At 73.7% G+C, this 24,747-nt stretch carries 20 protein-coding genes; 8 read left to right on the top strand and 12 right to left on the bottom strand.

The features are described 5' to 3' along the window. Nucleotides 1-158 precede the first annotated feature (158 nt). Both OG774_RS19300 and OG774_RS19295 read left to right on the top strand, forming a co-directional pair. The gene (locus OG774_RS19300; RefSeq protein WP_328311036.1) at nucleotides 159-728 is read left to right on the top strand and encodes a DinB family protein; all 570 of its coding nucleotides are present in this window, start codon (nucleotides 159-161) and stop codon (nucleotides 726-728) included. A gap of 50 nt (nucleotides 729-778) precedes the next feature. Continuing rightward, nucleotides 779-1,474: a hypothetical protein gene (locus OG774_RS19295; protein WP_328303380.1), complete on the top strand. Its 696-nt coding sequence runs from the start codon at nucleotides 779-781 to the stop codon at nucleotides 1,472-1,474. Between the two features lie 7 nt (nucleotides 1,475-1,481). Here the strand turns inward: OG774_RS19295 and OG774_RS19290 are convergent, their stop codons facing one another. After that, a complete protein-coding gene (locus OG774_RS19290; RefSeq protein WP_328303378.1) occupies nucleotides 1,482-2,819 on the bottom strand; it encodes an MFS transporter in 1,338 nt (445 codons plus the stop codon). A gap of 322 nt (nucleotides 2,820-3,141) precedes the next feature. On the opposite strand from OG774_RS19290, the gene OG774_RS19285 reads away from it, so the two are divergent. From OG774_RS19285 to mscL, 3 genes are all read left to right on the top strand, one after another. Next, entirely contained in the window at nucleotides 3,142-3,459 is a 318-nt protein-coding gene (locus tag OG774_RS19285; protein WP_328303376.1) for a hypothetical protein, read from the top strand. A 194-nt stretch (nucleotides 3,460-3,653) separates the two neighbouring features. Beyond that, on the top strand, nucleotides 3,654-3,980 hold the full coding sequence (locus OG774_RS19280; RefSeq protein WP_328303374.1) for a hypothetical protein: 327 nt from the start codon (nucleotides 3,654-3,656) through the stop codon (nucleotides 3,978-3,980). 302 nt (nucleotides 3,981-4,282) lie between these two features. Beyond that, on the top strand, nucleotides 4,283-4,732 hold the full coding sequence (mscL, locus tag OG774_RS19275) for a large conductance mechanosensitive channel protein MscL (protein ID WP_328303372.1): 450 nt from the start codon (nucleotides 4,283-4,285) through the stop codon (nucleotides 4,730-4,732). Nucleotides 4,733-4,744: 12 nt separating this feature from the next. Here mscL and OG774_RS19270 read toward each other — a convergent pair whose 3' ends face one another. Then, entirely contained in the window at nucleotides 4,745-5,317 is a 573-nt protein-coding gene (locus tag OG774_RS19270) for a GNAT family N-acetyltransferase (protein ID WP_328303370.1), read from the bottom strand. A 344-nt stretch (nucleotides 5,318-5,661) separates the two neighbouring features. Here OG774_RS19270 and OG774_RS19265 point away from each other — a divergent pair, with 344 nt between their 5' ends. Next, nucleotides 5,662-7,059 carry an acyltransferase family protein gene (locus OG774_RS19265; protein ID WP_328303368.1) on the top strand — a complete coding sequence of 466 codons (1,398 nt, stop codon included), beginning with the start codon at nucleotides 5,662-5,664 and terminating at the stop codon, nucleotides 7,057-7,059. Between the two features lie 2 nt (nucleotides 7,060-7,061). Here the strand turns inward: OG774_RS19265 and OG774_RS19260 are convergent, their stop codons facing one another. The 6 genes from OG774_RS19260 to OG774_RS19235 form a co-directional block, all read right to left on the bottom strand. Continuing rightward, complete coding sequence (locus OG774_RS19260) at nucleotides 7,062-8,273, bottom strand: RNA polymerase sigma factor (RefSeq protein WP_328311034.1); 1,212 nt, start codon at nucleotides 8,271-8,273, stop codon at nucleotides 7,062-7,064. Next, nucleotides 8,273-8,629, bottom strand: coding sequence for a YciI family protein (locus OG774_RS19255; protein ID WP_328303366.1), 357 nt, complete (start codon nucleotides 8,627-8,629; stop codon nucleotides 8,273-8,275). The genes OG774_RS19260 and OG774_RS19255 overlap by 1 nt, the downstream gene beginning before the upstream one ends. A gap of 93 nt (nucleotides 8,630-8,722) precedes the next feature. Continuing rightward, a complete protein-coding gene (locus tag OG774_RS19250) occupies nucleotides 8,723-9,478 on the bottom strand; it encodes a decaprenylphospho-beta-D-erythro-pentofuranosid-2-ulose 2-reductase (RefSeq protein WP_328303364.1) in 756 nt (251 codons plus the stop codon). An 8-nt stretch (nucleotides 9,479-9,486) separates the two neighbouring features. Beyond that, the gene (locus tag OG774_RS19245) at nucleotides 9,487-10,857 is read right to left on the bottom strand and encodes an FAD-binding oxidoreductase (RefSeq protein WP_328303362.1); all 1,371 of its coding nucleotides are present in this window, start codon (nucleotides 10,855-10,857) and stop codon (nucleotides 9,487-9,489) included. Between the two features lie 11 nt (nucleotides 10,858-10,868). Next, nucleotides 10,869-13,946 (bottom strand): arabinosyltransferase domain-containing protein, encoded by a 3,078-nt coding sequence (locus OG774_RS19240; protein ID WP_328303359.1) that lies wholly within the window; start codon nucleotides 13,944-13,946, stop codon nucleotides 10,869-10,871. Beyond that, nucleotides 13,930-17,082 carry an arabinosyltransferase domain-containing protein gene (locus tag OG774_RS19235; RefSeq protein ID WP_328303357.1) on the bottom strand — a complete coding sequence of 1,051 codons (3,153 nt, stop codon included), beginning with the start codon at nucleotides 17,080-17,082 and terminating at the stop codon, nucleotides 13,930-13,932. Before OG774_RS19235 ends, OG774_RS19240 begins: the two co-directional genes overlap by 17 nt. A gap of 80 nt (nucleotides 17,083-17,162) precedes the next feature. On the opposite strand from OG774_RS19235, the gene OG774_RS19230 reads away from it, so the two are divergent. Beyond that, complete coding sequence (locus tag OG774_RS19230) at nucleotides 17,163-17,732, top strand: hypothetical protein (protein WP_328303355.1); 570 nt, start codon at nucleotides 17,163-17,165, stop codon at nucleotides 17,730-17,732. 50 nt (nucleotides 17,733-17,782) lie between these two features. Further along, on the top strand, nucleotides 17,783-18,217 hold the full coding sequence (locus OG774_RS19225; protein ID WP_328303353.1) for a GtrA family protein: 435 nt from the start codon (nucleotides 17,783-17,785) through the stop codon (nucleotides 18,215-18,217). Nucleotides 18,218-18,413: 196 nt separating this feature from the next. Here the strand turns inward: OG774_RS19225 and OG774_RS19220 are convergent, their stop codons facing one another. The 4 genes from OG774_RS19220 to wzm all read right to left on the bottom strand — a co-directional run bounded on the left by OG774_RS19220 (nucleotide 18,414) and on the right by wzm (nucleotide 24,729). Further along, the gene (locus OG774_RS19220; protein WP_328303351.1) at nucleotides 18,414-21,968 is read right to left on the bottom strand and encodes an arabinosyltransferase domain-containing protein; all 3,555 of its coding nucleotides are present in this window, start codon (nucleotides 21,966-21,968) and stop codon (nucleotides 18,414-18,416) included. Between the two features lie 90 nt (nucleotides 21,969-22,058). Further along, nucleotides 22,059-22,988: a galactofuranosyltransferase GlfT1 gene (gene glfT1, locus OG774_RS19215; RefSeq protein ID WP_328303349.1), complete on the bottom strand. Its 930-nt coding sequence runs from the start codon at nucleotides 22,986-22,988 to the stop codon at nucleotides 22,059-22,061. Next, nucleotides 22,985-23,785 carry a galactan export ABC transporter ATP-binding subunit Wzt/RfbE gene (gene wzt / locus OG774_RS19210; RefSeq protein ID WP_328311033.1) on the bottom strand — a complete coding sequence of 267 codons (801 nt, stop codon included), beginning with the start codon at nucleotides 23,783-23,785 and terminating at the stop codon, nucleotides 22,985-22,987. Before wzt ends, glfT1 begins: the two co-directional genes overlap by 4 nt. A 5-nt stretch (nucleotides 23,786-23,790) precedes the next feature. Then, nucleotides 23,791-24,729 carry a galactan export ABC transporter permease subunit Wzm/RfbD gene (gene wzm, locus OG774_RS19205; protein ID WP_328303347.1) on the bottom strand — a complete coding sequence of 313 codons (939 nt, stop codon included), beginning with the start codon at nucleotides 24,727-24,729 and terminating at the stop codon, nucleotides 23,791-23,793. Nucleotides 24,730-24,747: the final 18 nt, after the last annotated feature.

Genomic DNA, 24,747 nt, shown 5'->3' with positions numbered 1-24,747 from the left:
CGTCCACGCTTGCACCCAGTGCCAGGAAAGCCGCATCCTCGCACGCACTCGTCGGGAGAGGCGGACCGAAGCTGTCCGCCTGGCTGCTTAACGTCGTCCTCATCAGGGACGACGATGAAAGCAGGCCCCGGATGACCCTCACCGCGCAGGAGACCGCCATGACCAGCACCGACGCCGACGAGCGGACCGACCTCCTCGCCGAGCTGGCCCAGGCCCGCCACTGGCTCGTCTTCCCCACCCGCGACCTCACCGACGAGCAGGCCGCGTCCCGGCCGACGCAGTCGCAGCTCACCCTCGGCGGGCTGATCAAGCACGTCGCGAAGGTTGAGGAGGGCTGGATGCGCTTCGCGGTCGAGGGTGCCTCGGCCGAGGAGGGCTTCGAGCTGCCCGAGGGGATGACGATCGACGACTTCGAGGGCTGGATCGCGAGCCTCGACGAGAAGCCCGCCTGGCTGGTCGAGCGCGAGAACGAGTTCAAGCTCCTGCCCGACGAGACCCTCGCCGGCGTGGTCGCGCACTACGAGGACGTCGCTCGGCGTACCGAGGAGACGCTGGCGTCGCTCCCGGACCTCAACGCCCGCCACGAGCTGCCGAAGGCCCCGTGGCACGAGCCGGGGACCTCCTGGTCCGTGCGCCGGGTGATGCTCCACATCATCGCCGAGACGACCCAGCACGCGGGCCACGCCGACATGCTCCGCGAGCACATCGACGGCGCGACATCCATGTGAGCTACCCCTCGGTAGTGCTCGGTCACGGACCCGGTGCCATCATGCCGGGCGTGACCGAGCAGGCCGGTGCGCAGCGCACCCAGGGCGGGACCGACACCGACGACCAGGAGAGCGCGGCCGGGGGCGAGAGCACCGGGACGGCGAGCAGCACGGCCGACCAGGGCGCGAGCCCCACGGCGTCGTCCGACTCCGGGGCGTCCTCCGGCGAGGGCTCGAGCTCGAGCGGGGCTTCGGAATCGAAGGGCTCCGACGACACCCGGCAGTCCCAGGACTCCGAGCAGCAGGACCAGCAGCAGTCTCAGGAGTCCGGGCAGGACCAGCAGCAGCAGGACCAGCAGCAGCAGGACCAGCAGCAGCAGGACCAGAAGCAGACCCAGGACTCCGAGCAGACCGGCGCCGAGGCTCCGCACGGCCGCGAGGAGCGCGCCCCGCGGAACGTCGGCGAGACGATCTGGAAGGCGGCGAACGTCCTCGCGACCGTCGTCCGGGTGATCGGCTACGTCCTCGCCGCCGTGCTCGTCGCGTCGATCGTGCTGACGATCGTCGGGGTCAACGTCGCCAACGGCGTCGCGCGCTTCATCGGCGGCGTCGCCGACACCGCGGTGCTCGGCTTCCGCGACCTCTTCGTGCTCGCGGACCCGATCTTCGCCTACGTCGTGAACTACGGCCTGGCGGCGATCTTCTGGATCCTCGTCGCGGAGTTCGGGGCCCGCCTGGTGCGCTGGATCGGGGCGCGCCTGAGCTGACGGCGCGTCACGTGCGGACGGCCTCCTCGCCGGCCGCCGCGCTGCCGGCCACCGCCCGGACGGGGATCAGGGTCGCGAGCCCGAGCAGGAGCACGATCCCGATCCCGAGGATGCCCCAGCGCTGGGCCCCGAACAGCGTGATGAACAGGGCGAACAGCGCCGGCGCCAGGAAGCTCACGGCGCGTCCCGTCGTGGCGTACAGCCCGAACAGCTCGCCCTCGCGCCCCGGCGGGACGAGGCGCACGAGGTAGCTCCGCGAGCACGCCTGGGCCGGCCCGACGAACAGCGACAGGAACGTCCCGCCGATCCAGAACGCGGTGGGCCCGGACGCGAACAGCATGCCGCCGGCCGTCACGACCAGCGCCGCCAGGCAGACCATGATCACGATCTTCGGTCCGACGCGGTCGTCCAGCCAGCCCCCGACGACCGCGCCGACCGCCGATACCACGTTGGCCACGATCGCGAAGATGATGACGTCGCCGGGGGTCAGTCCGAAGGTCCCCGACGCGAGCACGCCGCCGAAGGTGAAGACCGCAGTGAGCCCGTCCCGGTAGATCGCGCTGGAGACGAGGAAGCCGAGCAGGTGGCGGTCGTCGCGGTAGAGGCGCGCCAGTCGCCGGACCAGCAGCCGGTAGGAGCCGAGCACGCTCACCCGCGCGGCGTCCTCGTCGCCGGGAGGCGGCGGGTAGGGGAACCGCATGAACAGGACCGGGAGCCCGAAGACCGCGAGCCACACCGCGCAGATCACCGCGATCACCCGCACGGACATCCCGGGCTCGGCGAACGAGAAGACCGGAGCGTCCGAGAGGAAGAACACGAAACAGACGACCAGCAGGACGATCCCGCCCACGTAGCCCGCGGCCCAGCCGAAGCCGGAGACCCATCCGGTGCGCCCGGGCGGCGCCAGGCGGTAGATGAGCGCGTTGTACTCGACCTGGGCCAGCTCGTAGGTGAACGTGCCGGCGGCCAGCAGCACGAGACCCAGCAGGAGGGACGACGGCACGGGCGTCACGAACGCCATGAGGACTGTCGCCACCACCGTCAAGGCGGTGAGGACGCCGAGCCGCCGCTGCCGCCCGTACTCCTTCCCGGCGGCGTCGCTGCGCTGCCCCCACACGGGCGCGACCAGCGCGACGAGGAGGCCCGAGATCGCGATGGTGGTGGCGAGCGCCGAGGAGCCGCTGGCCTCGTCCGCCGCGACGGTCCCCGTCAGGTAGACGGTGAACACGAACGTCGTGATCACGGCCTGGAAGGACGCGACGCCCCAGTCCCAGGAGGCCCAGGCGAGGAGGGGGCGCCGCAGGGAGGTCGCCGGCGGGGTGGACGGGGCGGTCGGTGACGACACGGGCGAACGGTAGCGAGTCACGACCGGTGCCGCCCTGCTCCCGCACCTGTGCGCGCGACGCGGCGAACGGGTGAGCCGGCGCCGCGTCCGATGAGGGCGGCGTGGGCCGTGGCACTCCGCACCCCGTGCGCGCAGACGGCCCCCGCCGCTTGCGGGTTCGTGCAGGTCAGGCCGTCGGTACCTCGGTCGTTACGGCTTGATGGTCACTCGATGGCGTGACCGTCCGTGCCCGGACGCATCGGACGCCCGTCCTCGCCGTTAGATCATTGTGACCATCGGGCTGCATCAAGTGGCCTAATCGGACCCCGAATGGAGCAGTAACATGGCGCGATTCGCCAAGACCGTCCTGGCCACCGCGATGCTGGGTGCGGGCATGAGTGCCCTCGTCCCGGGTGCCGCCATCGCTCAGGAGCGCGGCGGCGACGAGCAGGCCGGGCTCGCCAACGTCAACGACACCCAGACCATCGTCCCGGTCAACGCCTGCAACAACAACGTGCCGGTCAACGTGCTCGGGGTCCAGGTCCCGATCCAGGACGTCGCGGGCCAGATCCCGGTCCTCAGCCCGGTCGATCACGGCAGCGAGCAGGCCGCGGGCGTCGCCAAGAACTGCGACAACGACGTCGCCGCCGAGAACGACTGACGACGCGAGCGCGCCCGGACCGCGGCGGCACCCCACGAGGCCGTCGCGTTCTGCGGTGTCGGGGCTCCCGAGTGCCGGTCACGGAGATGAGCAGGGGAAGACCCGCTCTCCGGACACCGGTCGTCCCCTTTCCCGTTTCTCTCCACGGTCCCGTCGAAACGGGGTCGAAGACCCACCAGCGAGGAGTACCTGCTGTGAACCTTGTGCGTCGCTCCCTGACCGCCACCGCCCTGATCGGTGCCGGCCTGGCCGCCACCACCGGTGCCGCTTTCGCCGGTGACGGTGGTGGCCACCGTGACGGCTCCGTCGAGCAGCACGGCCTGGTCAACCTGAGCGATACCCAGACCATCGTCCCGATCAACGCCTGCGGCAACAACGTGCCGGTCAACGTGCTCGGGGTCCAGGTCCCGGTGCAGGACATCGCCGGCAACGTGCCGATCCTCAGCTCGGTCGGCGGCGGCAGCGAGCAGGGCGCCGGCGTCAGCAAGAGCTGCGAGAACGAGGTCGCGGCCGACAACTAGGCCTCGACGACGAGCGGAGCCGCCGACCCCGCTTCGGCGGCGACGCCCAGGTCTGCTCGTGCACCCCGCCTCACCGGTCGAGGCCGGCCCGAGGCGGGGTGCTCGTGCAACCACCTGCCCCGGGAATCCGGGGCCGCCACGGACCCCCGGTGCGAGGTCAGCCGTCGGGGGAGGGCCTTGCACCGGGCCCCGGGCCCCGGCCTCCCCTCGGGGGCCGGGGCCCGCGCGTGTTCAGGTCGGGTGCGCGGGACGATGCCCTATCCTCGGCCCGCAATTCCGCTCTCGACCCGGAGGCCGTCGTCGTGCTCAAGGGATTCAAGGATTTCCTGCTCCGCGGGAACGTCGTCGACCTCGCGGTCGCCGTCGTCGTCGGAGCCGCGTTCACGGCCGTCGTCACCGCGTTCACGAGTGCATTCCTGAAGCCGCTGATCCAGGTGTTCTCCGGCGGTGGCGAATTCGCCGGGTCGTTCGTGGTGCGCGGTGTCGTCTTCGACTACGCGGGTTTCATCAACGCGGTCATCACGTTCCTGCTGACCGCCCTGGTCATTTACTTCCTCGTCATCACGCCGCTGCGGATCGTGGAGGTGCGGCGCCGGCGCGGTGAGGAGGCCGGCCCCGCCGACCCCACCGACGTCGAGCTCCTCGCCGAGATCCGCGACCTGCTGCGCGAGCAGGCCGCCCGCTCTACGCCGAACGCCGGCCGGGGCACCGCGGGCGGCGCCGGCGGGCGCATCCCGCAGCAGGACCGCTGAGCCCGGACCGGCTCAGGCCGCGAGGTCCGCGGTGGCCGTGAACGCCGCCGGGTCGATCTCGAAGTGCACCGTCGACCAGGGGTCCGGGCGCGCGTCGTGCACCAGCACCGCGCCGGGGAAGCTCGACCAGAACGCCAGCGCCCCCGGGATCGACGCGTTCGTGTGCAGGCAGACCGGGTCGTAGCCCGCGTCGAGCGCCCACCGCGCGGCCCGGGTCGCGAGCAGCTGGCCCACCCCCAGGCGGCGGTGCCCCGGGTCGACCCAGACCCGGCAGATCTGGCCGACGCGCCGGCCCTCGTAGCGGCGCGTGAGCCACGCCGGCGTGAACTGCGGCTTCGGGCCCCCGGCGCGCACGGACGCGGTACCGGCGACGACGGGCCCGTCGGGTCCCTCGGCGAAGCCGACCAGCAGGTGCGTGCCCCGCGCACCGAGATACGTGCCGGCGAGATCGTCGATGTCGGCGTGCAGGCGCGGGTCGTAGCCGCCGATCTCGCGCTCGAGCATGCCGCGCATGTGCCGCCCCACCGCGGGGAGATCCTCGGAGCGCACGGCGCGGACGACGGGCGGCGCGATCGCGAGGGTCATGGTCCGCACTGTTGCATACTGCTGGCAACGGAGAAACACCTGGAAGCGCCAGCCTCTCCGATCGGGCAGGAGCTGGCGGTACGGACGGCCCGGACGGCGGACAGCGGCTCCGCAGCGCCGTCCGGACGCCGACCCTCGACCCGGTGTCACCGCCACTCGCCGGTGGTTGCTCCGTTCGTGGGAAGGTGACGGAGAGCAACAGTGCTGACCCCGCGTGATCCCTGATCGAACGGCGGCACCCACCGATCCACCGATCGGAGTATCAGGTACCGGCCACTCGGAGCCGTTAACCAGGTCGAGGGTCGGCGGACGCCGATCCCGCCGGTGGACGTCGGGGAGGCGCGATGCGGACGGTGGTGGGGCAGGACCACGACATCCCGGCGCCGCGGGGCGGAACGTCGCCCCGCCCGACGGCCCCGGCGGGTCGGTCGGCCACCGTCGAGATCCCGGCGCTGACCGGGCTGCGCGCGGTCGCCGCGGTCTGGGTCCTCGTCCACCACCTGAGCTTCCTGCCCGTCACGGGCTACGCCGCGTGGTTCGGGCCGGTCGCCCCGCTGCTCACGGCGGGCCCGCTCGGGGTGGACCTGTTCTTCGCCCTCTCGGGCTTTCTCCTCGCCCGCTCCTACCTCGACCGGTGGCGTGGTGCGCCGGGGCCGCGGCAGGCGCTGGGCTTCGTCTGGGCGCGACTCGCCCGGGTGTGGCCGCTCTACGCGGTCGTGGTGGTCCTGGTCGGGCTGTGGTGCGCGGCGCGCGCCGTCCTGGGGAGCGACGGCGTCGTCACGTGGCAGGGCGCCCAGCCCGGCCTGGACCCCCTGAGCTGGCTCCGTCAGCTCACGATGACGCAGATGTGGGACTCGCCGGGCATCGACGGCGTGTCCTTCGTCCTGCCGGCGTGGTCGATCAGCGCGGAGTGGGCCGCCTACCTGGCCTTCCCGCTCCTGGCCGCCGCCGCCTGGTTCGTCCGGGGCTGGCCGCGCCCGGTGCTCGCGGTGCTGGCCGTGCTCGCCGCGATGCCGACGGCCGTCTTCGCCGTGCAGGGCGCGCTGAACGGGGCGTTCGAGGGCTTCTGGGCCGTGCGCCTCGTCGCCGGCTTCACCGCGGGCGTGCTCACCTGGCTGGTCGTGCGCCGGGTGCCGCGCAACCGGACGGTCTCGCGCTGGGCGCACCGCGTGCTGGTGCTCGCGCTCGCCGAGATCGCCCTGGTCGTCTACTGGGCCGCCACCGCGCCGGCGACCGCCGCCGTCAGCGCCGACGCCCGCATCTTCCTCGCCGTGCCGATGCTGCCGGTGCTGCTCGGCGCGCTGGCGCTCACCGACGGCCCGGTCGCCCGCGTCCTGGGCACCCCGCGCCTGCGGCACGGCGGGCGCATCTCGTACGCCCTGTACCTCGTGCACTTCCCGCTGATCGAGATGGCGCTCGTCGCCATGACGCGCATCCCCGCGCTCGCCCCGGACACGGCCGCGGCCGCCCTGCTCGTGCCCCACCTCGCGGTGGCGTCGGTGCTGCTCGCGCACCTCGCCTACCGCTGGGTGGAGGAGCCCGCGCAGGCCTGGATGCGGGACAAGGACCCGTCGCGGCGCCGGGGTAGCGCGCGCCGCGACGTCGCGGAGGTCCGTCGACCGGAGGCCACCCCGCACTCCGGTGGACGGACGGTCGGGCGGCGTGGGGGCAGCCACGCCGTCCGACCGGCAGCGGCCACGGCCGTCGCGGCACCGACGACCCCCTCCTTGCGCGCGGCCTGAGCTCACGAGGGCAGGAGGCGCACCTCGGTCCGCCGACGGGCCAGGTACCGCTGCTCGGTGGCGTTCGTGGTCAGGGCCAGCGCGTCGCCGTAGGCCCCGGCCGCCTCGCCGGTCCGTCCGAGCCGGGCGAGCACGTCCGCCCGGGCCGCCGGGAGGTAGGGGTAGCCCGCCAGGTCGGGCGCGAGGGCGTCGATCTCGCGCAGCACCTCGTCGAGGTCGGCGTGCTCGAGCCGGCTGCGCGCCGCCGCGCGGTTGAGCGCGACCACGGGTGACGGCCAGCGCCGCATGAGCGCGTCGTAGGTCGTCACGATCTGCGCCCACGCGGTGTCCGACCAGCTCGGGGCCGTCGCGTGCAGCCCGGCGACGGCGGCCTGCAGGGCGAACCGGCCGTGCCGCGGGTGCCGCAGCGCCGCCGTCGCGAGGACGAGGCCCTCCCGGATCAGCGCGCGATCCCACCGCGACCGATCCTGGTCGGCGAGCAGGACGAGGTCGCCGTCGGAGGTCGTCCGGCTCGGCCCGCGGGCCTCGGTGAGCAGGACGAGCGCGAGGAGCGCCCGCGGCTCGGGCTCGTCGGGCAGGAGCCGGACGAGCATCCGGGCCAGCTCCGTGGCGCGCTCGGTGAGCCCGTCGTCGCGCAAGGCCCCGTGGGCTGCGACATGCCCGGCGGTGTAGGCGAGGTGCACGACGGTCAGCACGGTGTCCAGCCGGTCCGGCAGGTCCTCCTCGGGCGGGACGCGGAACGGGATGCGCGCCGTCGCGATCTTCTGTTTCGCGCGGGTGATCCGGCGGGCGACCGCCGCCTCGCTCGTGAGGAGGACGGCGGCGATCGCCGGGACGTCCACCCCACAGACGAGGCGGAGCGTCAGCGCCACCTGCGACTCGCGGGCCAGCGCCGGGTGGCAGCAGGTGAAGACGAGCCGCAGCGGGTCGGTCGGCGGCGGATCGTCCTCGTCCGCACCGCCCGGCACCACCAGCAGCGGGAGCTTGCGGGCCAGGACCGCGTCGCGACGCAGACGGTCGAGCGCGATCCGGCGGGCCGTCGTGGTCAGCCACCCCGCCGCGTTGTCCGGCGGGGTGGCCGGCCAGCTCGCCAGGGCGCGCTCGAACGCCTCCTGCGTGCAGTCCTCGGCCAGGTCGAGGTCACGGGTCAGCCGGGCCGTGGACGCGACCACCACGGGCCAGGCCCGGCGGAAGACCTCGTCGAGCGCCGCCATCACACGCCGTCGGGCATCTCCATCACCGGGCGCACCTCGATGGTCCCGGCCGGGCACACCGCCGCGAGGTGCAGCGCGACATCGAGGTCGGGGGCCTCGATGACGTAGAAGCCGCCGAGGGCCTCCTTGGTGTCGGCGAAGGGGCCGTCGGTGACCAGGGGGTCACCCTGGCCACGGCGCACGGTGCTCGCGGTCGACGACCGCTCGAGCGCCTCCCCGCCGACCACGCTCGCCCCGGCCTCGACCACGGCGGTCATGAACTCCTCGTGCAGCCGGAACTCGTCGACCACGCCCTGCTCGTCGACGGTGTCGTGCCAGTCCTCGGCGTCGTACATCAGGAACACGTAGCGCGCCACGGCGTCGCTCCTCCCACATCCGTCCGGTGCTGTCGTCATCCTGACGAACGACGGGCCCCGGATCGGACACCGCGACCGAACCAGACGGCCGAACTAGACGGGCAGGCGACGGAAGATCGGGCGCGGAATGTGGCGCAGGACGGTCATGACCGCGCGCAGCGGGGCGGGCGCCCAGACCTGCTCCTTGCCCGACGACACCGCCGAGACGATGACGTCGGCGACCTTCTCCGGGGTGGTCGAGAGCGGCGCGGGCGACAGGCCCTCGGTCATCTTCGTGTGCACGAAGCCGGGACGGACGACCGTGACGCCGATGCCCTCGCCGCGCAGCGCCTCGGTGAGCCCGGTGTAGAACGCGTCCAGCCCGGCCTTCGTCGAGCCGTAGACGAAGTTGGAGCGCCGGGCGCGCTCGGCGGCCACCGACGACAGCGCCACGAGGTGCCCGTGGCCCTGGCGGCGGAACTCCGCGGAGAGCGCGACGCCCACCGACACGGCGGCGACGTAGTTGACCTCGGCGAGCTCGACGGCGACGTCGATGTCCTGCCAGGCCTTCTCCTGGTCGCCGAGCAGGCCGAACGCCACGATGGCGACGTCGATGTCGCCGCCGGCGAAGGCCTTGCGGACGGCCTCGGTGTGCACGGCCGCGTCGCGGGCGTCGAACTCGACGGTCTCGACCGTCGCGCCGGCACGCGTGAGACGCGCCGCGGCGTCGGCGAGCCGCGGCGACTGGCGCCCGGCCAGCACCACGCGCACCGGGCCGCCCTCGAGGTACTTCTCAGCGGTGGCGAGGCCGATCTCCGACGTGCCGCCCAGCAGCAGCAGCGACGAGGGATGGCCGACAGCGTCGATCATGGTTCTCCTCAGGAGGTGAGCCGGAGGCGGCGCGACATGTCCGAGGCGAACACCCCGTCGGGGTCGGCGGCGTCGCGGACCTTGCGCCACTCGTCCAGCCGCGGGTACATGGCGGCGAAGGTGTGGGGATCGGTGCGCGAGTCCTTGGCGGTGTACAGGCGACCGCCCATGGCCAGCACGCGCTCGTCGAGGGAGCGGCAGAAGGCGCCGAGCCCGTCGACGATCGGGAAGTCGACGCAGATGTTCCACCCCGGCATGGGGAAGGACAGCGGCGCGCGGTTGCCCTCGCCGAACTTCTTGAAGACGTTGAGGAACGAGACGTGCCCGGACTCGGCGATGTCGCGCACGATCGCCCGGAACTCGGCCTCGGCGTCCAGCGGGACGATGAACTGGTACTGCAGGAAGCCCTTCGACCCGTACGCCCGGTTCCAGTCCCCGAACAGGTCGAGGGGGTGGTAGAAGGCCGTCAGGTTCTGGATCTGGCCCCGCTTGTTCTTCGTCTTGCGGTAGTACAGCTCGCCGATCGCCGAGAACGTCAGCTTGTTGGCCAGGCCGTTCGGGAAGACGTCGGGCAGGTTCGCGAGCGTCGGGGCGTCGAACTTCAGGGGGTCGCTGCGGAGCTTCGCGGGCAGCTCGTCGAGCCGGGCCAGCGAGCCCCGTCCGAGCGCCGCGCGCCCCAGCCCCGCCCCCGTGGAGATCGAGTCGAACCACGCCGACGAGTAGTCGTAGGCCTCGTCCGAGCCGTCGGAGAAGCGCTCGATGGTCTCGTCGAGGTTCGCGGTACGTTCGGTGTCGGCGACGAAGTAGGCGGTCTCGGTCTTCGTCATCCGGATCGTCGCCCGGAGGATCACCCCGGTCAGGCCGATGCCGCCGACCGTGGCCCAGAACAGCTCGGACTCCACGCCGTCCGGCTCGAGGCGGCGGACCTCCCCGGTGCCCGTGAGCAGGTCCATCGACACGACGTGCTGGCCGAAGCTGCCCGCCGAGTGGTGGTTCTTGCCGTGGATGTCGTTGGCGATCGCGCCGCCGATGGTGACCTGGCGGGTGCCCGGCAGCACCGGCACCCAGAGCCCGAAGGGCAGGGCGACGCGCATGAGGCGATCGAGGGAGACGCCGGCGTCGAGATCGACCAGCCCGGTCTCCGCGTCGACGGAGTGGATGCGGTCGCGGGCGGTCATGTCGAGGACGAGACCGCCCGCGTTCTGCGCGGTGTCGCCGTAGGAACGCCCGAGGCCGCGGGCGATGACCCCTCGCTGCCCGGCTCCGGCGATCGCCTCCGCCAGTGCCTCGGTGGAGGCGACCTCGTCGCCCGAGAGCACGGTGGCCCGACTCGGGGCGGTGCGCGCCCACCCGGCGAGCGTCTTCACGGAGCGAGGCATCCCGCGCGAGTCTAGGGGGTGTCCAGGACGGGGATTCCCGCGCGTCCCGTCCGGGTCCAGCCGGCGACGGTCTCCTCGCCGACCTGCGGCGACAGGGCCCCGAGGGGCAGGCGCGGCACCCAGCGCGCGAGGCCGACGGCGTCGCGGGTCGGGTCGCCGTCGAGGTACACCGGCAGGCGGATCTCCTCGACCAGCAGGCGCGGGGTGAGGAACGGGCCGCCGGTGGTCGGGGCGACCTCGATCTCGCCGGTGTCGGCGAGGCCGGGCGGGGTCACGCGCCAGGGCGGGATGCCCGCCGTCCCCCCGGTGAGCGGCGGCGGGGTGAGGCACCCGAAGGCGAAGGCCACGGGCCAGTCGACGAGCGCGGTGCTGCCCGGGGGGACGACGTCGTCGAACGGCACCGTGCGCGGCACCCGGGGCAGGCTGACGGCGACCGGGAGGTCGGGCGTGCGCCCGACGGGCGTCGCGGTCCGGGCGTCCTCGGCGTCGCGGGCCGCGCTGGTCGCCCGCACCCGGACCAGCGTCGTGCCCTCGGGGGCGAGCGCCCGGAGGTCCCGCGGGGCGACGCCGCTCATCGGCCCGCTCGGGGTCTCGGCGATCGGTGCCTCGCCCGGCGAGGCCGCGAACTCGAGGACCACCGAGCCCGCCGACACCGACCCGCTCGCGGTGACGACCACGGGCGCACGCCGCTCGCGCGCCTCGGGCGGCAGCACGAACCAGTCCGACCGCAGCTGCGCCGGGCCCTCGTCCGGCGACGTCACCGGCGCCGCCCACCCCGGCAGCTCCGCACCCCCGATCGCCAGCGGCACCGCGGCAGGCGTCTGCGGGGAGGTGGGCACGAACCGCGCACCCAGTGCAAGCCCTGCGTCCTCGCTTGCACTGGGTGCCAGGAAATCCGCTTCGTCGATCGAGCGCGGACCGGGGACCAGCACACCCGCCCGGGGGTCGGTCTCGACCGCGAGGTCCGAGGCCAGCCCGCAGGGGTCGCCGCGCAGGGCCGCGAGGGAGTCCGAGCCGTAGCTGAACGTCCCGCGCCGGTCGGCGGTGACCTTGAGGAACGAGCCGCCCTCCAGCGCGATCACCGCGATCACGAGGATCAGCGCCACCGTCCCCGGCGCCAGCACCCGGGCCAGCCGGCGGGGCGCCCGCCCACGCACGGCCACGAGCACGCCGAGCACCAGCGTGCCGACGATCGTCACGGGCAGCGCGACGTCGCCCAGCGCCACGCGGGCGATCTGCGGCGGGATGTCGTTCCAGAACACGCCCCACGCCGAGGCCCACGCCCACTGGTTGTAGCCGATGAGCACGAGCGTCGTGACGAGCCCGAGCCCGCCCAGCACGACGACGAGGGCGGGCCCGCGCAGCCGCGCGACCGACGCCACGACCCGCGGCGACCAGAGCACCACGAACAGCGTCAGCACCGCGGTGCCGACGCCCGCGAGCTCGCCGAAGTGCAGCGTCCACTTCGTCGGGCTGACGATCAGGGTCACCGGCCCGAGCGCCGTGACGGCGAGCAGCCGGCGCGCCGGACCGACCGCGACCCCGGCGCGCACCCGGGCCGCGAGCAACGCCCACGCGACGGCGGCGAGCGCGAGCAGGGTCAGCAGCACCGCGAGCCGCGCCCCGATCCCGCCCTGCACGTTGCCCGGCTCCAGGAGCGATGAGTAGCGCGACAGCTCCTGCCACCACGGCTGCCCGCCCCCGACGAGCTGGCGCACCCGCGTGGCCTCGAGCAGCCCGGCGAGCGACTGGTCGGCGGCCATCGGCAGCACGGCGACGGTCAGCCCGGCCACGACGACGAGCGTGCGGGTCCACCCCTCCCGCGCGCCGAGCCCCGCCCGCGACAGCGCGGGCAGCGCCACGAGCAGCGGTGCGAGGCCCAGCAGCGCGCCCGGCGTCAGCGCCACCGTGAACCCGGCGACCACCCCGGCCCCGAGCAGCGGCAGGAGCGCCCGCGTGGCCACGGCCCGCTCCACGCAGACCCACACGGCCAGCACGCCCAGCGCGAGCCACGGCTCGGGGCGCAACGAGAGCCCGAACGGCAGCCACCACGCCGCGAACGCCGCCGCGGCGACCCACGTTGTCGCCGGCCGGCGCAGGGCCGGACTGACGCGGGGCAGGGCGTGGCGGCGCAGCAGGAGCCAGATCAGCAGCCCGAGCACGGTCGCGGGGACGCGCAGCCACAGCACCGACGGCGCGCCGGGCGCCAGCTCCGCCCAGGCCCGCGTGATCTCGTAGAACCAGCTGAACGGCGCCTCGGGCGCGTTGAGCCAGCGGTAGACGTTGCCGGTGAAGCCGCTGGAGTCGCGTGCCCGCAGGATGCCCGCGATGTAGCCGTCGTCGACCGTCGCGGGCCCCACCACCGCCCACCCGGCGAGCCCGAGTGTCACCACCGCGTCGACCGGCCGCGGCCGCGGCCGACGAGGACGGGCGAACGACCGCCCGTCGCGTCGCCACGCGCCGGCGACCATCCCGGCGAGCCCGACCAGCACCCCCAGCCCGAGCAGGTACTTCAGCACGCCCGGGGTGGTCTGGAAGCGCGTGTCGGTGCGGAGCGACAGGGACAGACCGTCGGTGCCCGGCGCCCCGGTGACCACCGCGGCCACCACGGGACGGACGTCGCCCTCGCGGGACGCGACGACCCGGCCGTCGAGGAGGACGGCCGTGGCCGACGGCGTCGACGCCACGCCCAGCGTGCACGGCCCACGCGGCAGGGCCACGGCGGCGAGGGCCTCGCCGTTGCTCGTCACCAGCGCGCCGCCCGGCACCGGCCGGACGGTCAGCCCGCCGACGGGCGCGGACGGGGTGCCCGGCGGCGTGGTGGCCAGCGTCGTCGCCCCGGGCGGTGTGGCGGCGAGCGCGTCACAGCTCACCGAGGCGTCCAGCGCCACCGGCTGGTAGGGCATGAGCGGCAGTGCGACCGCGGTCTGCGTCGGCGCCTGCGGCCACGTGAACGTCACGACGGGCTGCGTCACGGGCGCGAGCGGGAACGCGATCGCGCACAGCAGCGTGAGCACGGCCGAGGCCAGGAGGAGCCCGGGACCCTGCCTGACGAGCCGGGGCGGGGTCGTCTCAGCCGAGGTACTCACGCCCCGAGTACTCCTCGGACGCCAGCGTCGCGAACCGCTCGAGGCCGCCGCGGGAGAGCTGGTCGACGCGGAGGTCGTAGCCGTCGGTCGGGTGGTCGTAGACGATCCGCTCGACGGTGCCCCACGGCAGCGCGGGCACCCCGCCGTCGGGGACCGCGGAGAACGGGCGCACCGTGGCCCAGGTCCGCTCCGACTGCACCATCGTGCCGCCCCACGACTCGTAGGTCGGGTTGGTGAGGATGAACTCGGGCGTGTTCTCGGCGGCGTTGAGACGCAGGGTCGGGGTCGGGGCGATGCCGTCCTGGACCGACACCTGGTCGACGCAGGGCCAGAGCACGACCGAGAGCTGGTCGGCGAACGCCCCGCCGGCGACCACGTCGGGGTCCGGGCGGGCGGCGGCGGCCACGAGGTTCCCCACCGGCTGCATGCGGGCCAGGTGCGGCGACGCGACCGCGAGGGCGCTCTCGGGTCCCGCGACGCGGTCCTCGACCACGACCCGCGCCGCGGTCGGCCTGCTGCCCGGGAGCTGCACCGGGACCTCCTGCCACTGGCGGGCGGTGAACCCGCCGACGGGCGTCGCCACCACGGACTCGGCCTCGACCGGCGCGCTCGGGTCACCCGAGCCGAACTGGACGACGACGCGCTGGCGGTCGGGGTCGTTGCCCGCGACGGGGACGACGAGGTGGGTCGGCGCCTCGGGGTCGATCGGGTCGGTGACGGGCAGCGGGAACCAGCCGGTGGTCAGGGTGCCGAGCCCGGTGACGCCGGGCGGCGGGGTGGTGGGGTCGGCGCCGGGCACGAGCTCGACCTGGTCGTGCCAGACCTGTCCGGGGTTGGGCGCCGGAACGGGCGAGGGGTCGTCCGCCGCGAGGGCGAAGTCGCCGGTCCGGGCGTCCGGGGTCGTGGGTGTCCCGACGTCCTGACGGGTCCGGGCCATCACCGTGGCCGCCTCGCCCAGACCGCACGCGCGTCCGGTCAGCGCCTGCATCTGGCTGCCCGCGACGCTCCAGCCCGCGCCCTGCCACACGGGCGCGAGCACCATCACCGCGATCAGCAGCCCGACCAGGACCGTCGTGGCGGTGACGAGCACCGCGCGCTCGGGGGTCACGCCGTACGTGCGCTTCTTCGCGCGGCGCCGCCACCACAGCCAGCCGGAGGCGACCGCCGCGACGAGCAGCCACCACCAGACGTCGCGCAGGTAGAACTGGTCCCAGTGCGGGGCGAACTGCTCGAGGTCGAGCATCGAGATCTCGGTGTCGAGGTGGTCGCCGAAGGGCTGGCCGCGGTCGCTGTAGGGCTTCCAGGTGTTGGGTCCGGCGAACCCGAGCACGGCCGCGCCGCTGATGAGCAGGACCGACGCCCCGGTCACGAGCGCGCCGGCGCGGCGGGGCAGGGGCGAGCGCAGCAGCGTCAGCGCGAGCAGCACGGTGGCCGGTGCCGCGACCGCCCCGAAGTGGTTGACCCACTTCGTCGGCCCGAGCGCCAGCAGGCCCAGCGCGACGGCGGTGGTGACGGCGGCGGCGAGGGTGGCGTCGCGCAGTCGGCCGCCGGCCGGACCGCGTCCGCTGCCGATCGACACGACGACCAGGAGCACCACCGTGAGCAGCACCGGCAGCCGGCGTCCCCACGTGCCGGTCTCGATCATCGTCCGGTAGTGGGCCCACTCCTCGTACCAGGGGAAGGTCAGGTAGTACCAGCTGTGGACGGCGGTGGCCTCGATGACGTCACCGAGGGTGGCGTCGCCGAAGCCGATCGGGATCGCGATGGTCCCGGCGGCGATCACGGCTCCCGCGGCGCCGAGCCGCGAGCGCCAGCCGCGGGCCACGAGCCAGCGCCACAACCACGGCAGCGCGACGACCACGGGCGCGGCGGCCACCAGCCCCGACGGTGAGACGCTCACCGCGAGCGCGGCGAGGGCCGTCGCCGGGATCAGGGGGCCGACGGCCTGGCGCCGGCGCGCGAGCTCGGCGAGCACGAGCACACCCGCGGACAGCGGGACGATCACGACCTCGGGCCGCAGCGCCATCCCGTACGGCAGCCACCAGGCGAGGTGCGCGAGCAGCAGCGCCCAGGCGACACCGGGCAGACGTCCGGAGCGGCCGAGCAGGGTGACCAGCAGGATCCGCAGCAGCCACCACGTCAGCAGCCCGAGCAGCAGCGGCAGCAGGCGCATCCACAGCAGACCCCAGCCCGGCAGCCCGATCGCCACGCCGAGGTGGCCCCAGAGCGCCATGAGGTACTGCGACAGCACGAACGGGTTCTCCGTCGTGTTGAACATGTAGATCTGGTTGCCGATGTAGCCCGTCGGCGTCGCGGCCCTGGCCATCGCCGTGTACCAGGAGTCGTCGTTCTGCAGCGGCCCGAGCACCACCCACGCCACGGAGACGAGCACCACGACGGCGTCCGTCGGGTGGAACCGTGGTCGTTCGAGGCCGGGTCCGCGGCCGCGCCACCGTCGCACCGCCATCCACAGCGTCGCCGCCAGCGCGAGCGCGTGGAGCACGAGCAGGACGAGCTTGAGGGTGCTCGGGAAGGACGAGTAGCGGTCGTCGGTGTGCACGGTCGCGGCGAGGCCCGGCGTCCCCGGCGCCTCCGTGGCGAGCTCGGCGACCTGCGGCACGAGCGCGCCGGGCCGGTCGACGAGCAGCTGCCCGTCGCGCTCCACCCGCGTCCCCGCCTGGTCGGCGACGATCCGGTAGGTGCAGTCACCCAGCGGGAGCAGCTCGTCGAGCACCGTGGCGCCCGAGCTCGTGATGACGACGCGCCCGCCGCTCGTGCCGGCCGTCAGTCCCCGCCCGGGCGTGCCGGCGGACTCCGGCTGGGTGCGCAGTGCGTCGCCGCCGGGTCGCAGCGCCGCGCACGGCACGTCGGCGGTCATGCTCAGCGGGCGGTAGGGCGTCAGCGGCAGGCTCGTCGACGCGGCCGGGGTGCCGGCCTTCGGCCAGGTGACGACGGGGTCGTCCGCGACGACCGGCGCCAGCGGGATCGCGAGCCCGAGCACGACGGTGAGCGCCGCGAGGGCCGCGAGCCACCAGCCGGCCGCGCGCGAGCCACCACGCCGCCCCGGACCGGACTCGTCGCCGGGGGCGTCGGGAGCCGGGCCCGGCCGGCTCTCCTGCGCTGCCACCACGGCCATGGGTTGCGACGATATCGACGCGCTCCCGGTGCACCCCGACGAGGTCGCGCTCCCGGGCCCGTCGGCGGGTACCCGCCGCCATGACCAAGGGCGCTGCGGACTACGCGAAGGACTACACCCGCCCCGAACTGCGCGAACGCCTCAAGGAGGAGATCAAGCAGTCGGACAAGGGTGGGGCACCCGGGAAGTGGTCGGCCCGCAAGAGCCAGCTGCTCACCCAGGAGTACGAGAAGCAGGGGGGTGGCTACGAGCACCCCGACCGGCCCACCGACGCCCAGCGCAGCCTCGAGCAGTGGACCGACGAGCAGTGGCAGACCGCCGACGGCTCCACCGACGCGCGCGGCGAGGGCGAGACCGACCGCTACCTACCGAAGAAGGCCTGGGAGGAGATGTCCGACGACGAGAAGGAGGAGACCCGCGAGCGCAAGCGGGAGGCCTCGAGGAAGGGCGAGGGCGACGTCCCCAACACGGAGAAGGCGAAGACCGCCCGCAAGGAGGCCCACCTCGACGAGATGACGGCGGACGACGCGGTGAAGGAGGCGCGCTCCCTCGACCCGTCCACCGCGCAGCAGGCCCTCGAGCACGAGCGCGAGCACCGCGACCGCACGACCGTCGAGAAGCAGCTGCAGAAGCAGGCCGACAAGGGCTGACCCGGCGGGGCCGCTCCGTGGTGTCCGGCGCTGCCTCGTACCCTCGAACCATGACCGCGGCCGAGACCGGCGAGCGCCCCGCCCCTCTGGGGCTCAAGGCGCAGCTCGTGCGCTTCGTGGCGATCGGCGCCGTCGCCGCCGGCGTCGACCTCGGCGTCTACGCGGGGCTCCTCGCCCTCGGCGTCTGGGCGCCGCTGGCCAAGGCGGTGTCGTTCATCCTCGGCACCACGACGGCCTACCTGCTCAACCGCCGCTTCACCTTCGCCTCGTCCTCCGGCGGCGCGGGCAAGTTCCTCGGCTTCGTGCTGCTCTACGGCTCGACCTTCGCGGTCAACGTCGGCGTCGCCACCCTCGTGCTGTACGTCATGGGCGCGCCCTCGGTCGACCCGGGCGTCCTCGCCGGCTTCCTGTCCTGGTTCATCGCCCAGGCCTGCGCGACGACGATCAACTTCGTCGTCATGCGCACCGTGATCTTCCGCGACTGAGAAGCAGCGAACGCGCTGTTCGCTGCTTCTAGGCGTACGAACTCCCCGTTCGCGCGAGGGGCACCTCCCGCATGATCGGGAGGGCTCGGTGCCTGCCGAACGTGCCCCTCGCCGATGAACCGGCGGCGCGAACGGGGACTTCGCGCGCATAGAAGCAGCGAACAGCGCGTTCGCTGCAACCCAGAGCAGCCCCGGCTCAGCGCTCCGGCGACGGCGTCCCCGGCGGCGGGTCGCCGATGGGGCCGGGGGTGAAGGTCCCCGAGATCGTCCGCTCGCCGCGGGTGACCACCGGCGCGGAGGCGTTCGGGGTGTACGGGTCGAGGCGCTCGACGATGCCCCAGTCGCGCTGGGGCTGGCCCTCGAGATAGGTCGGCAGCTCGGTGCGGCGTTCGAGGATCTCGATCCACCCCAGCGGCCCGCCGGCGTTGGACGACGACCAGTTCACGCCACCCGGGCGCAGCTGGCTCGCGTCGCCGATGAGGCGGTAGCGGGCGACCTCGGCGATGCCATCGCGCACCTCGAACGGCCGCAGGCAGGGGCTCGCGAACTGCACGGGCCACTCCAGGTAGCCCGGGTTCTCCGGCCCGAGGATCTGGGTCAGCGGCACGAGCTGGGGGCCGCGCATCGGCGCGATCGCGAGCCACCCGTCGGGGCCCAGCGCGCGGTCCTGCGCGATCAGCCGCACCTCGTCGGCCTGGGCGCCGGGGCCACCGGCGAGGTTGAGCCGGATCTCGCGCCACCCCGGCTCGCCGAAGCGGCCGTCGTCGACCGGCTGCTGGCCGAGCACCCGCACGCGCCCGTCGGGCAGGCGGTCGGCGAACTGGATCGTCAGGAAGTTGCCGCCGTTGAGCCGTCCGGCGACGGACAGGACGAGCGGCGTGGTGCCCGCACGGATCTCGTCGTCGAGCGAGTACCAGTCGGTGCGCAGGACGCCGGTGCCCGTGCCGGCCGCGTCGTAGGAACCGATCGCCTGGTCGGCGAGGCCGTTGCGCAGCGAGTACTCGTAGCCCGAGACCCCGGTGCCGCCGCCGACCGGCGGGGTCGCGCCGGCGGCGGTGAACCCGCTGTTGCCGGGCTGGGGGTCGACGAGCTGCGCCTCCGGAGCGGACGCGGGCACGGTGTTCGCGGGCAGCGGTGCCGGGGTCGGCCGGCCCGGGGTGGCCGCCCCGGGGGTGGTGGACGTCGTCGGCGGCGTCGTGGTCGTCGTCCCACCGCCGTCGGTGCCGCCCGCGCCCTCACCGGCCGACGACCCCGAGCCGGCCCCGTCGGCGGGCGCGGGCGTCGGGGTCGGCGTGGCCGGGGCGACGGTCGGCAGCACGCCGGAGGCGGCGGTGATCCCGGTCGGCGCCGGCGCGGTCGGCAGGACACCGGCGACCGTCGAGCCCTCGACGCGGACCCGGTCGGCGAGGCCACAGCTGTCGCCGAAGGGGTGGTCGAGCACGTCGCCGCCGAGCGAGAAGCTGCCGGCCTGCGCCTCGATCCCGTCGGTCATCGAGACCACCTCGAACACGAGGAGCCCGGCACACACCAGCGCGATCGGCGCCGAGCCGATGCGCAGGGCACGGGCGCGCCGCTCGACGCTCGACCCGCCGCGGGTCGCCCGCAGCTTGTCGAAGGCGTCCTTCGGCGGGGCGAGCACCGCGCCGACGGCGGCCGAGGCGGCCGAGGGCTTGGCGTCCTCGTCCTCCGGCGGCCGCGGCACGCCGCGCACGTGCTCGATCCCGGCGGCCGCCAACAGGATCACCGACACCGCGAGGCACAGCGAGTAGACCGGCCAGGGCTCGACGAGGCCGTAGCCGAAGGGCCAGCCGTCCCAGAAGGGCGGGCCGCCGTTGAACGGCACGCCCCAGTTGTTCGTGTACCACCAGGTGTTCGGGCCCGTGAACGCCAGCGCCAGGATCGCGAACAGGGCGGCCAGGAAGAGCAGGCGGTTGCGGCGCGAGCGCAGCACGTCCGACGACGTCGCCAGCGCCGTCAGCGCGGCGATGCCGGCGCCGAGGGCGGCGAACGCGCCGAAGTGGTGGGTCCACTTCGTCGGGGTCAGCGCGAGCACGGCGAACGCGATCACCGAGGAGCCGATGAGTCGCTGCGACGGGCCGAGCGCGGCGCCGGCGATCTTGTCGCGACGCAGCAGCACCACCATGCAGACGACGATCCCGAGGATCAGCAGCAGCACCGGGAACCGGCGCGCGAGCGAGCCGTCGGCCGCCGTCCCGAACAGCGACTGGTAGCGCACGACCTCCTGGAACCACGTCCAGTTCGGCCCGAGCAGCGTGCGCAGGCGCGTCGCCTCCCAGACGGCGGCCCAGGTCTGGTCGGAGTAGATCGGGACGAGCACGAGCAGCCCGGCCGCCGAGACCGGTGCGAGCACCGGGAGCCAGCCGCCGAAGCGCACGCGCTCGATCACCAGGCGCCACAGCGGGCGGGCCGCGGCGAGGAACGGCGCGACGGCGATGAGCCCCGTCGGCGTCGCCGCCACCGCGAACGCCGCGGCGAGCAGCCCCAGCGCCACCGGCGCCAGGCGGCGGGTCGCGACGCCGCGCTCGACGGCGCAGAAGGCGAGCAGGGCGGCGATCACCACGACCGGCTCGGGGCGCAGCCCGTTGTTGTAGGGCAGCCAGAAGGCGAGGAACACGCCTGCGGCCGCCCAGGCCGCTGCCTTCGACCGCCGGACCTGCTGGCCCAGCCGCGGCAGCATCTCGCGGCTGATGAGGATCCAGGAGGCGATCCCCATGACCAGCGACGGCAGCCGCATCCACAGGATCGAGTCGCCGAGGCGGATCCACAGCGCGTAGAGCTCGTAGAACCAGCCGAACGGCGCCTCGGGGACGTTGAACCAGCGGTAGTAGTTGCCGATGTAGCCCGCCGACTCCCGCGCCCGGGCGATGCCCAGGATGTAGCCGTCGTCGGAGGTCTGGCTGCCGATCACCGCCCACACCGCGAGCACGACGGTGACGACGGCGTCGCGGCTGGTGGGCCACCACCAGCGCTTGGGCGCAAGGCGCGGCGCGCGACGGCCCGCGCGCACGTCGAGGGCGTGCAGGGCCCAGACGCCGCCGCCCGCGGCCAGCACCGCCAGGAGCCCGGCGAGGATCTTCAGCGTCGTCGGGCTGGTCTCGAAGCGGGTGTCCGGGATGATCGACACCGCGACGCCCGCGACGTCGTCACGGTCCTGGTCGAGGTCGGAGTAGATGCCGACGACCTGGGGGCGGGCGTCGAACGGCAGCCGGATCTCCTGCCCGATGCCGAGGTCGACGAGCGTGGAGCCGGCGTCCGAGACGATCCGCACCGTGCAGTCGCCGGGCGGGACCGCGGCGGTGGCCATCTGCTGCCCACGGTCGTTGAGGACGAGCTGCCCGTTCTCGACGGTGAGGCGCATGCCGACCGAGGGGCCGTCCGGCGAGAGGGGCGGGTAGGTCGAGAGCACGTTCGCCGCCGGGCCGGTGCGGCCGTCGAGGTCCTGGATCGCCCGGCAGGGGACGGTGACGCTCATCGTCTCGGGCCGATAGGCCACCAACGGGGCGTCGACCGGACGGGTGCCGGTGGTCGCGCTCGGCCACGAGATCGTGGCGGTCTCCTGCACGACGGGCAGGAACGGGAAGAGCAGCGCCAGCACCGTGCCGAACAGGCCGAGACCGACCGCCGTGAACCGCAGCCATCGCGGACCCCGGGTCGGACGATCCCCGTCCGGGGTCTCGGAGTCGCCGCTGCCCGGGCGCGCCGGGCTGACGGCCTGTTCCGAGGTCAGCACGCGGCGAGGTTAGTCCGGGCGCCGGTGGGCACCGTGAGGTGGACCATGCTGAGGCTCATCGATCGGGTGACCCCTGGGTCGGGAGGGACGTCAGCGACGCAGGAAGCGCTCGCGACGTCCGAGACGGACCAGTGACAGCCACTCGCGCAGCCCGGCGGGGTCCCGGCGGGAGACGAGGAAGTACCAGGCGAAGCGCAGGTGCTCGATCGCCCCGAACCGCCGTAGACCCGGCTGGGCGAGCAGATAGCCACGGTTGCGGTACGTGTAGTAGCGCTTCGTGGCATCGCCCGGATCCTGGGCGTGCAGGCGTCCGCCGAGCATCGGCTTGAACTCGGCGGAGCCGTCGGGGTGCACGTAGGCGGTGGTGAGGCAGATGCCGTAGGGCAGCCCGGAGCGGGCCAGCCGGCGGTGGACCTCGACCTCGTCCCCGCGGACGAACAGGCGAAGATCCGGCACCCCGATGACGTCGAGGGTGCTCGCGCGGAACAGTGCGCCGTTGAACAGGTGCGCGATGCCGGGCAGCAGCTCGTCGTCCCCGTACGCGGCGAGCTCGCTGCGGCGCCGCATCCAGTGCAGGCCCTGGCGCAGCGGGAACGCCAGACGGTCGGGGTCGTCGATGTCCGCGATCACCGGGGAGACCTCGGCCAGCCCGCGCCTGCGGGCGACGTCGAGGAGGGTCGCCAGCACGTGCTCGTCGACGGGCCTCCCGTCGTCGTCGGCCAGCCAGAGCCAGTCGGTGCCCCGCGCCAGCGCGGTGAGCATCCCGAGCGCGTAGCCGCCGGCGCCGCCGAGGTTGTGGTGCGACGGCAGGTAGGTGACGGGGAGCCCGCAGTTCTCGACGACCTCGCGGGTCGCCTCGTCGGGGCCGTTGTCGACGACGATGAGGTGGTCGGGCGGGCGGGTCTGCTTCGCGACCACCGCGAGCCCGTCGACGAGCAGGTCGGCCCGGTGCCGGGTGACGACGACGGCCGTCACGGTCTCCCCGTCGATGTGACCGTCGACCTGACCCTCGGGGCTCATCCGCCGGTCACGCTCGCCCGCTCGAGGCGCTCGATCGTCTCCTGGCTGAGGTTCTCGAACACGTCGCGGCCCTTGTAGTGGCTGACGACGTCGCGGAGCGAGCCCTGCTCGCGGATGACCCCGCCGTCCATCCAGATCGCGGTGTCGCAGAGCTCGACGAGGAACTCGTCGGAGTGCGAGGCGAACACGAGCATCCCGGAGCGCCCGACGAGGTCGCGCAGCCGGTCGCGCGCCTTCTCGAGGAACGCCGCGTCGACCGCGCCGATGCCCTCGTCGAGGATCAGGATCTCCGGGTCGATCGAGGTGACGACGCCGAGCGCGAGCCGCACCCGCATGCCGGTCGAGTAGGTGCGCAGCGGCATGTTCAGGTAGTCGCCGAGCTCGGTGAACTCGGCGATCTCGTCGACCCGGCGCTCCATCTCGCGGCGGCTCATGCCGAGGAAGAGCCCGCGGATGAGGATGTTCTCGTAGCCGGAGATCTCCGGGTCCATGCCGACCGCGAGGTCGAAGACCGGCGCCACCCGGCCGTGGATGCTCGCCCGTCCGCGCGTCGGCTCGTAGATGCCGGCGAGCAGGCGCAGCAGGGTCGACTTGCCGGCGCCGTTGTGCCCGACGAGCCCGACGCGGGCGCCCTCGCCGAGCGTCAGGTCGATGTCGCGCAGGGCCTCCACCACGGGGACCTTCTGATCGCTGATCCGCCCGCCTGCGCGGCCGAGGACGGACTTCTTGAGCGACCTGTTCTTGGCGTCGAAGATCGGGAACTCGACGCTGGCCCCTCGGACCTCGATGCTGACCATGGCGCTCACACCCAGTACGCGACGCGGGAGCGGTAGTTGCGCAGCGCGATCAGCGCGAGCGACCACCCGATGACGGTGATCCCGCCGGCCACCGCCCAGTGCGTCCAGCTCTGCACCTGGCCCACGAGCGGGGCCCGGAAGATCTCGATGAAGTGGTAGAAGGGGTTCAGCTTCGCCAGGAACTCGATGATCGCCTTCGGGCTGCCGGGCGCACCGCCGGTCAGCAGGTCCGTCGTCCAGATGATCGGCGTCATGGTGAAGAACAGCTGCATGAAGCTGCCCACCACCGGCGGGATGTCCCGGAAGCGCGCGGAGATGATCCCGAACAGCAGGGTCACCCACAGGCCGTTGATGACGATCAGCACGAAGGCCGGGATCGCCATCAGCGCCCACCAGCTCAGGCCGGGGTGGACGATGGCGGACGGGTTGTTGTTGACCATGGTGTACGGCTGGTCGAGCTGACGGAAGAAGATCGCCAGCACGATGACGTAGACGACGACGTTGTGGGCGAAGAAGAGGATCTGCCGCCAGACCGTCCGGAAGACGTAGATCATCAGCGGCGCCGGGAGGAAGCGAATGAGTCCTTCGTTGGCGATGAAGGTCTCGGTGCCCTCCAGCACACAGGCGCTGATGAAGTACCAGATCATGAAGCCGACGGTCACGTACGGCATGAACGTGCCGATCGGCTGGCCGAACAGCTGCGAGTAGAGCCCGCCCAGCGCCGCGGCGGTGACCGCCATGCTGATGGTGATCCACAGCGGCCCGATCACCGAGCGGCGGTAGCGCTGCTTGATGTCCTGCCAGCCGAGGTGACCCCAGAGCTCGCGCTGGTCCACGGCCTTGCGGATGTCCCCGAACGCACGCCCCCAGCTGCGCGGGGACGGAGCGTGCTCGAGGGGCGCCGGGTCGTCGGCGTCCTGGCGCGCGAGTGCGGGGACGGCCACGACCGGTGAGCGTACCTG

Source organism: Actinomycetospora sp. NBC_00405, assembly GCF_036044095.1.
GTDB lineage: Bacteria > Actinomycetota > Actinomycetes > Mycobacteriales > Pseudonocardiaceae > Actinomycetospora > Actinomycetospora callitridis.
The sequence above is the reverse complement of the archived record's forward strand: the minus strand, read 5'-3'. Positions and strand labels throughout refer to the sequence as shown.

Bases quoted from the DNA above. Each gene is read 5' to 3' on its own strand.
- OG774_RS19300 (WP_328311036.1), top strand. From the start codon at position 159: ATGACCAGCACCGACGCCGACGAGCGGACCGACCTCCTCGCCGAGCTG.
- OG774_RS19270 (WP_328303370.1), bottom strand. From the start codon at position 5,317: ATGACCCTCGCGATCGCGCCGCCCGTCGTCCGCGCCGTGCGCTCCGAG.
- OG774_RS19230 (WP_328303355.1), top strand. From the start codon at position 17,163: ATGACCAAGGGCGCTGCGGACTACGCGAAGGACTACACCCGCCCCGAA.
- OG774_RS19265 (WP_328303368.1), top strand. From the start codon at position 5,662: ATGCGGACGGTGGTGGGGCAGGACCACGACATCCCGGCGCCGCGGGGC.
- wzt (WP_328311033.1), bottom strand. From the start codon at position 23,785: ATGGTCAGCATCGAGGTCCGAGGGGCCAGCGTCGAGTTCCCGATCTTC.
- OG774_RS19225 (WP_328303353.1), top strand. From the start codon at position 17,783: ATGACCGCGGCCGAGACCGGCGAGCGCCCCGCCCCTCTGGGGCTCAAG.
- OG774_RS19235 (WP_328303357.1), bottom strand. From the start codon at position 17,082: ATGGCCGTGGTGGCAGCGCAGGAGAGCCGGCCGGGCCCGGCTCCCGAC.
- OG774_RS19285 (WP_328303376.1), top strand. From the start codon at position 3,142: ATGGCGCGATTCGCCAAGACCGTCCTGGCCACCGCGATGCTGGGTGCG.
- glfT1 (WP_328303349.1), bottom strand. From the start codon at position 22,988: ATGAGCCCCGAGGGTCAGGTCGACGGTCACATCGACGGGGAGACCGTG.
- OG774_RS19245 (WP_328303362.1), bottom strand. From the start codon at position 10,857: ATGCCTCGCTCCGTGAAGACGCTCGCCGGGTGGGCGCGCACCGCCCCG.
- OG774_RS19260 (WP_328311034.1), bottom strand. From the start codon at position 8,273: ATGGCGGCGCTCGACGAGGTCTTCCGCCGGGCCTGGCCCGTGGTGGTC.
- OG774_RS19250 (WP_328303364.1), bottom strand. From the start codon at position 9,478: ATGATCGACGCTGTCGGCCATCCCTCGTCGCTGCTGCTGCTGGGCGGC.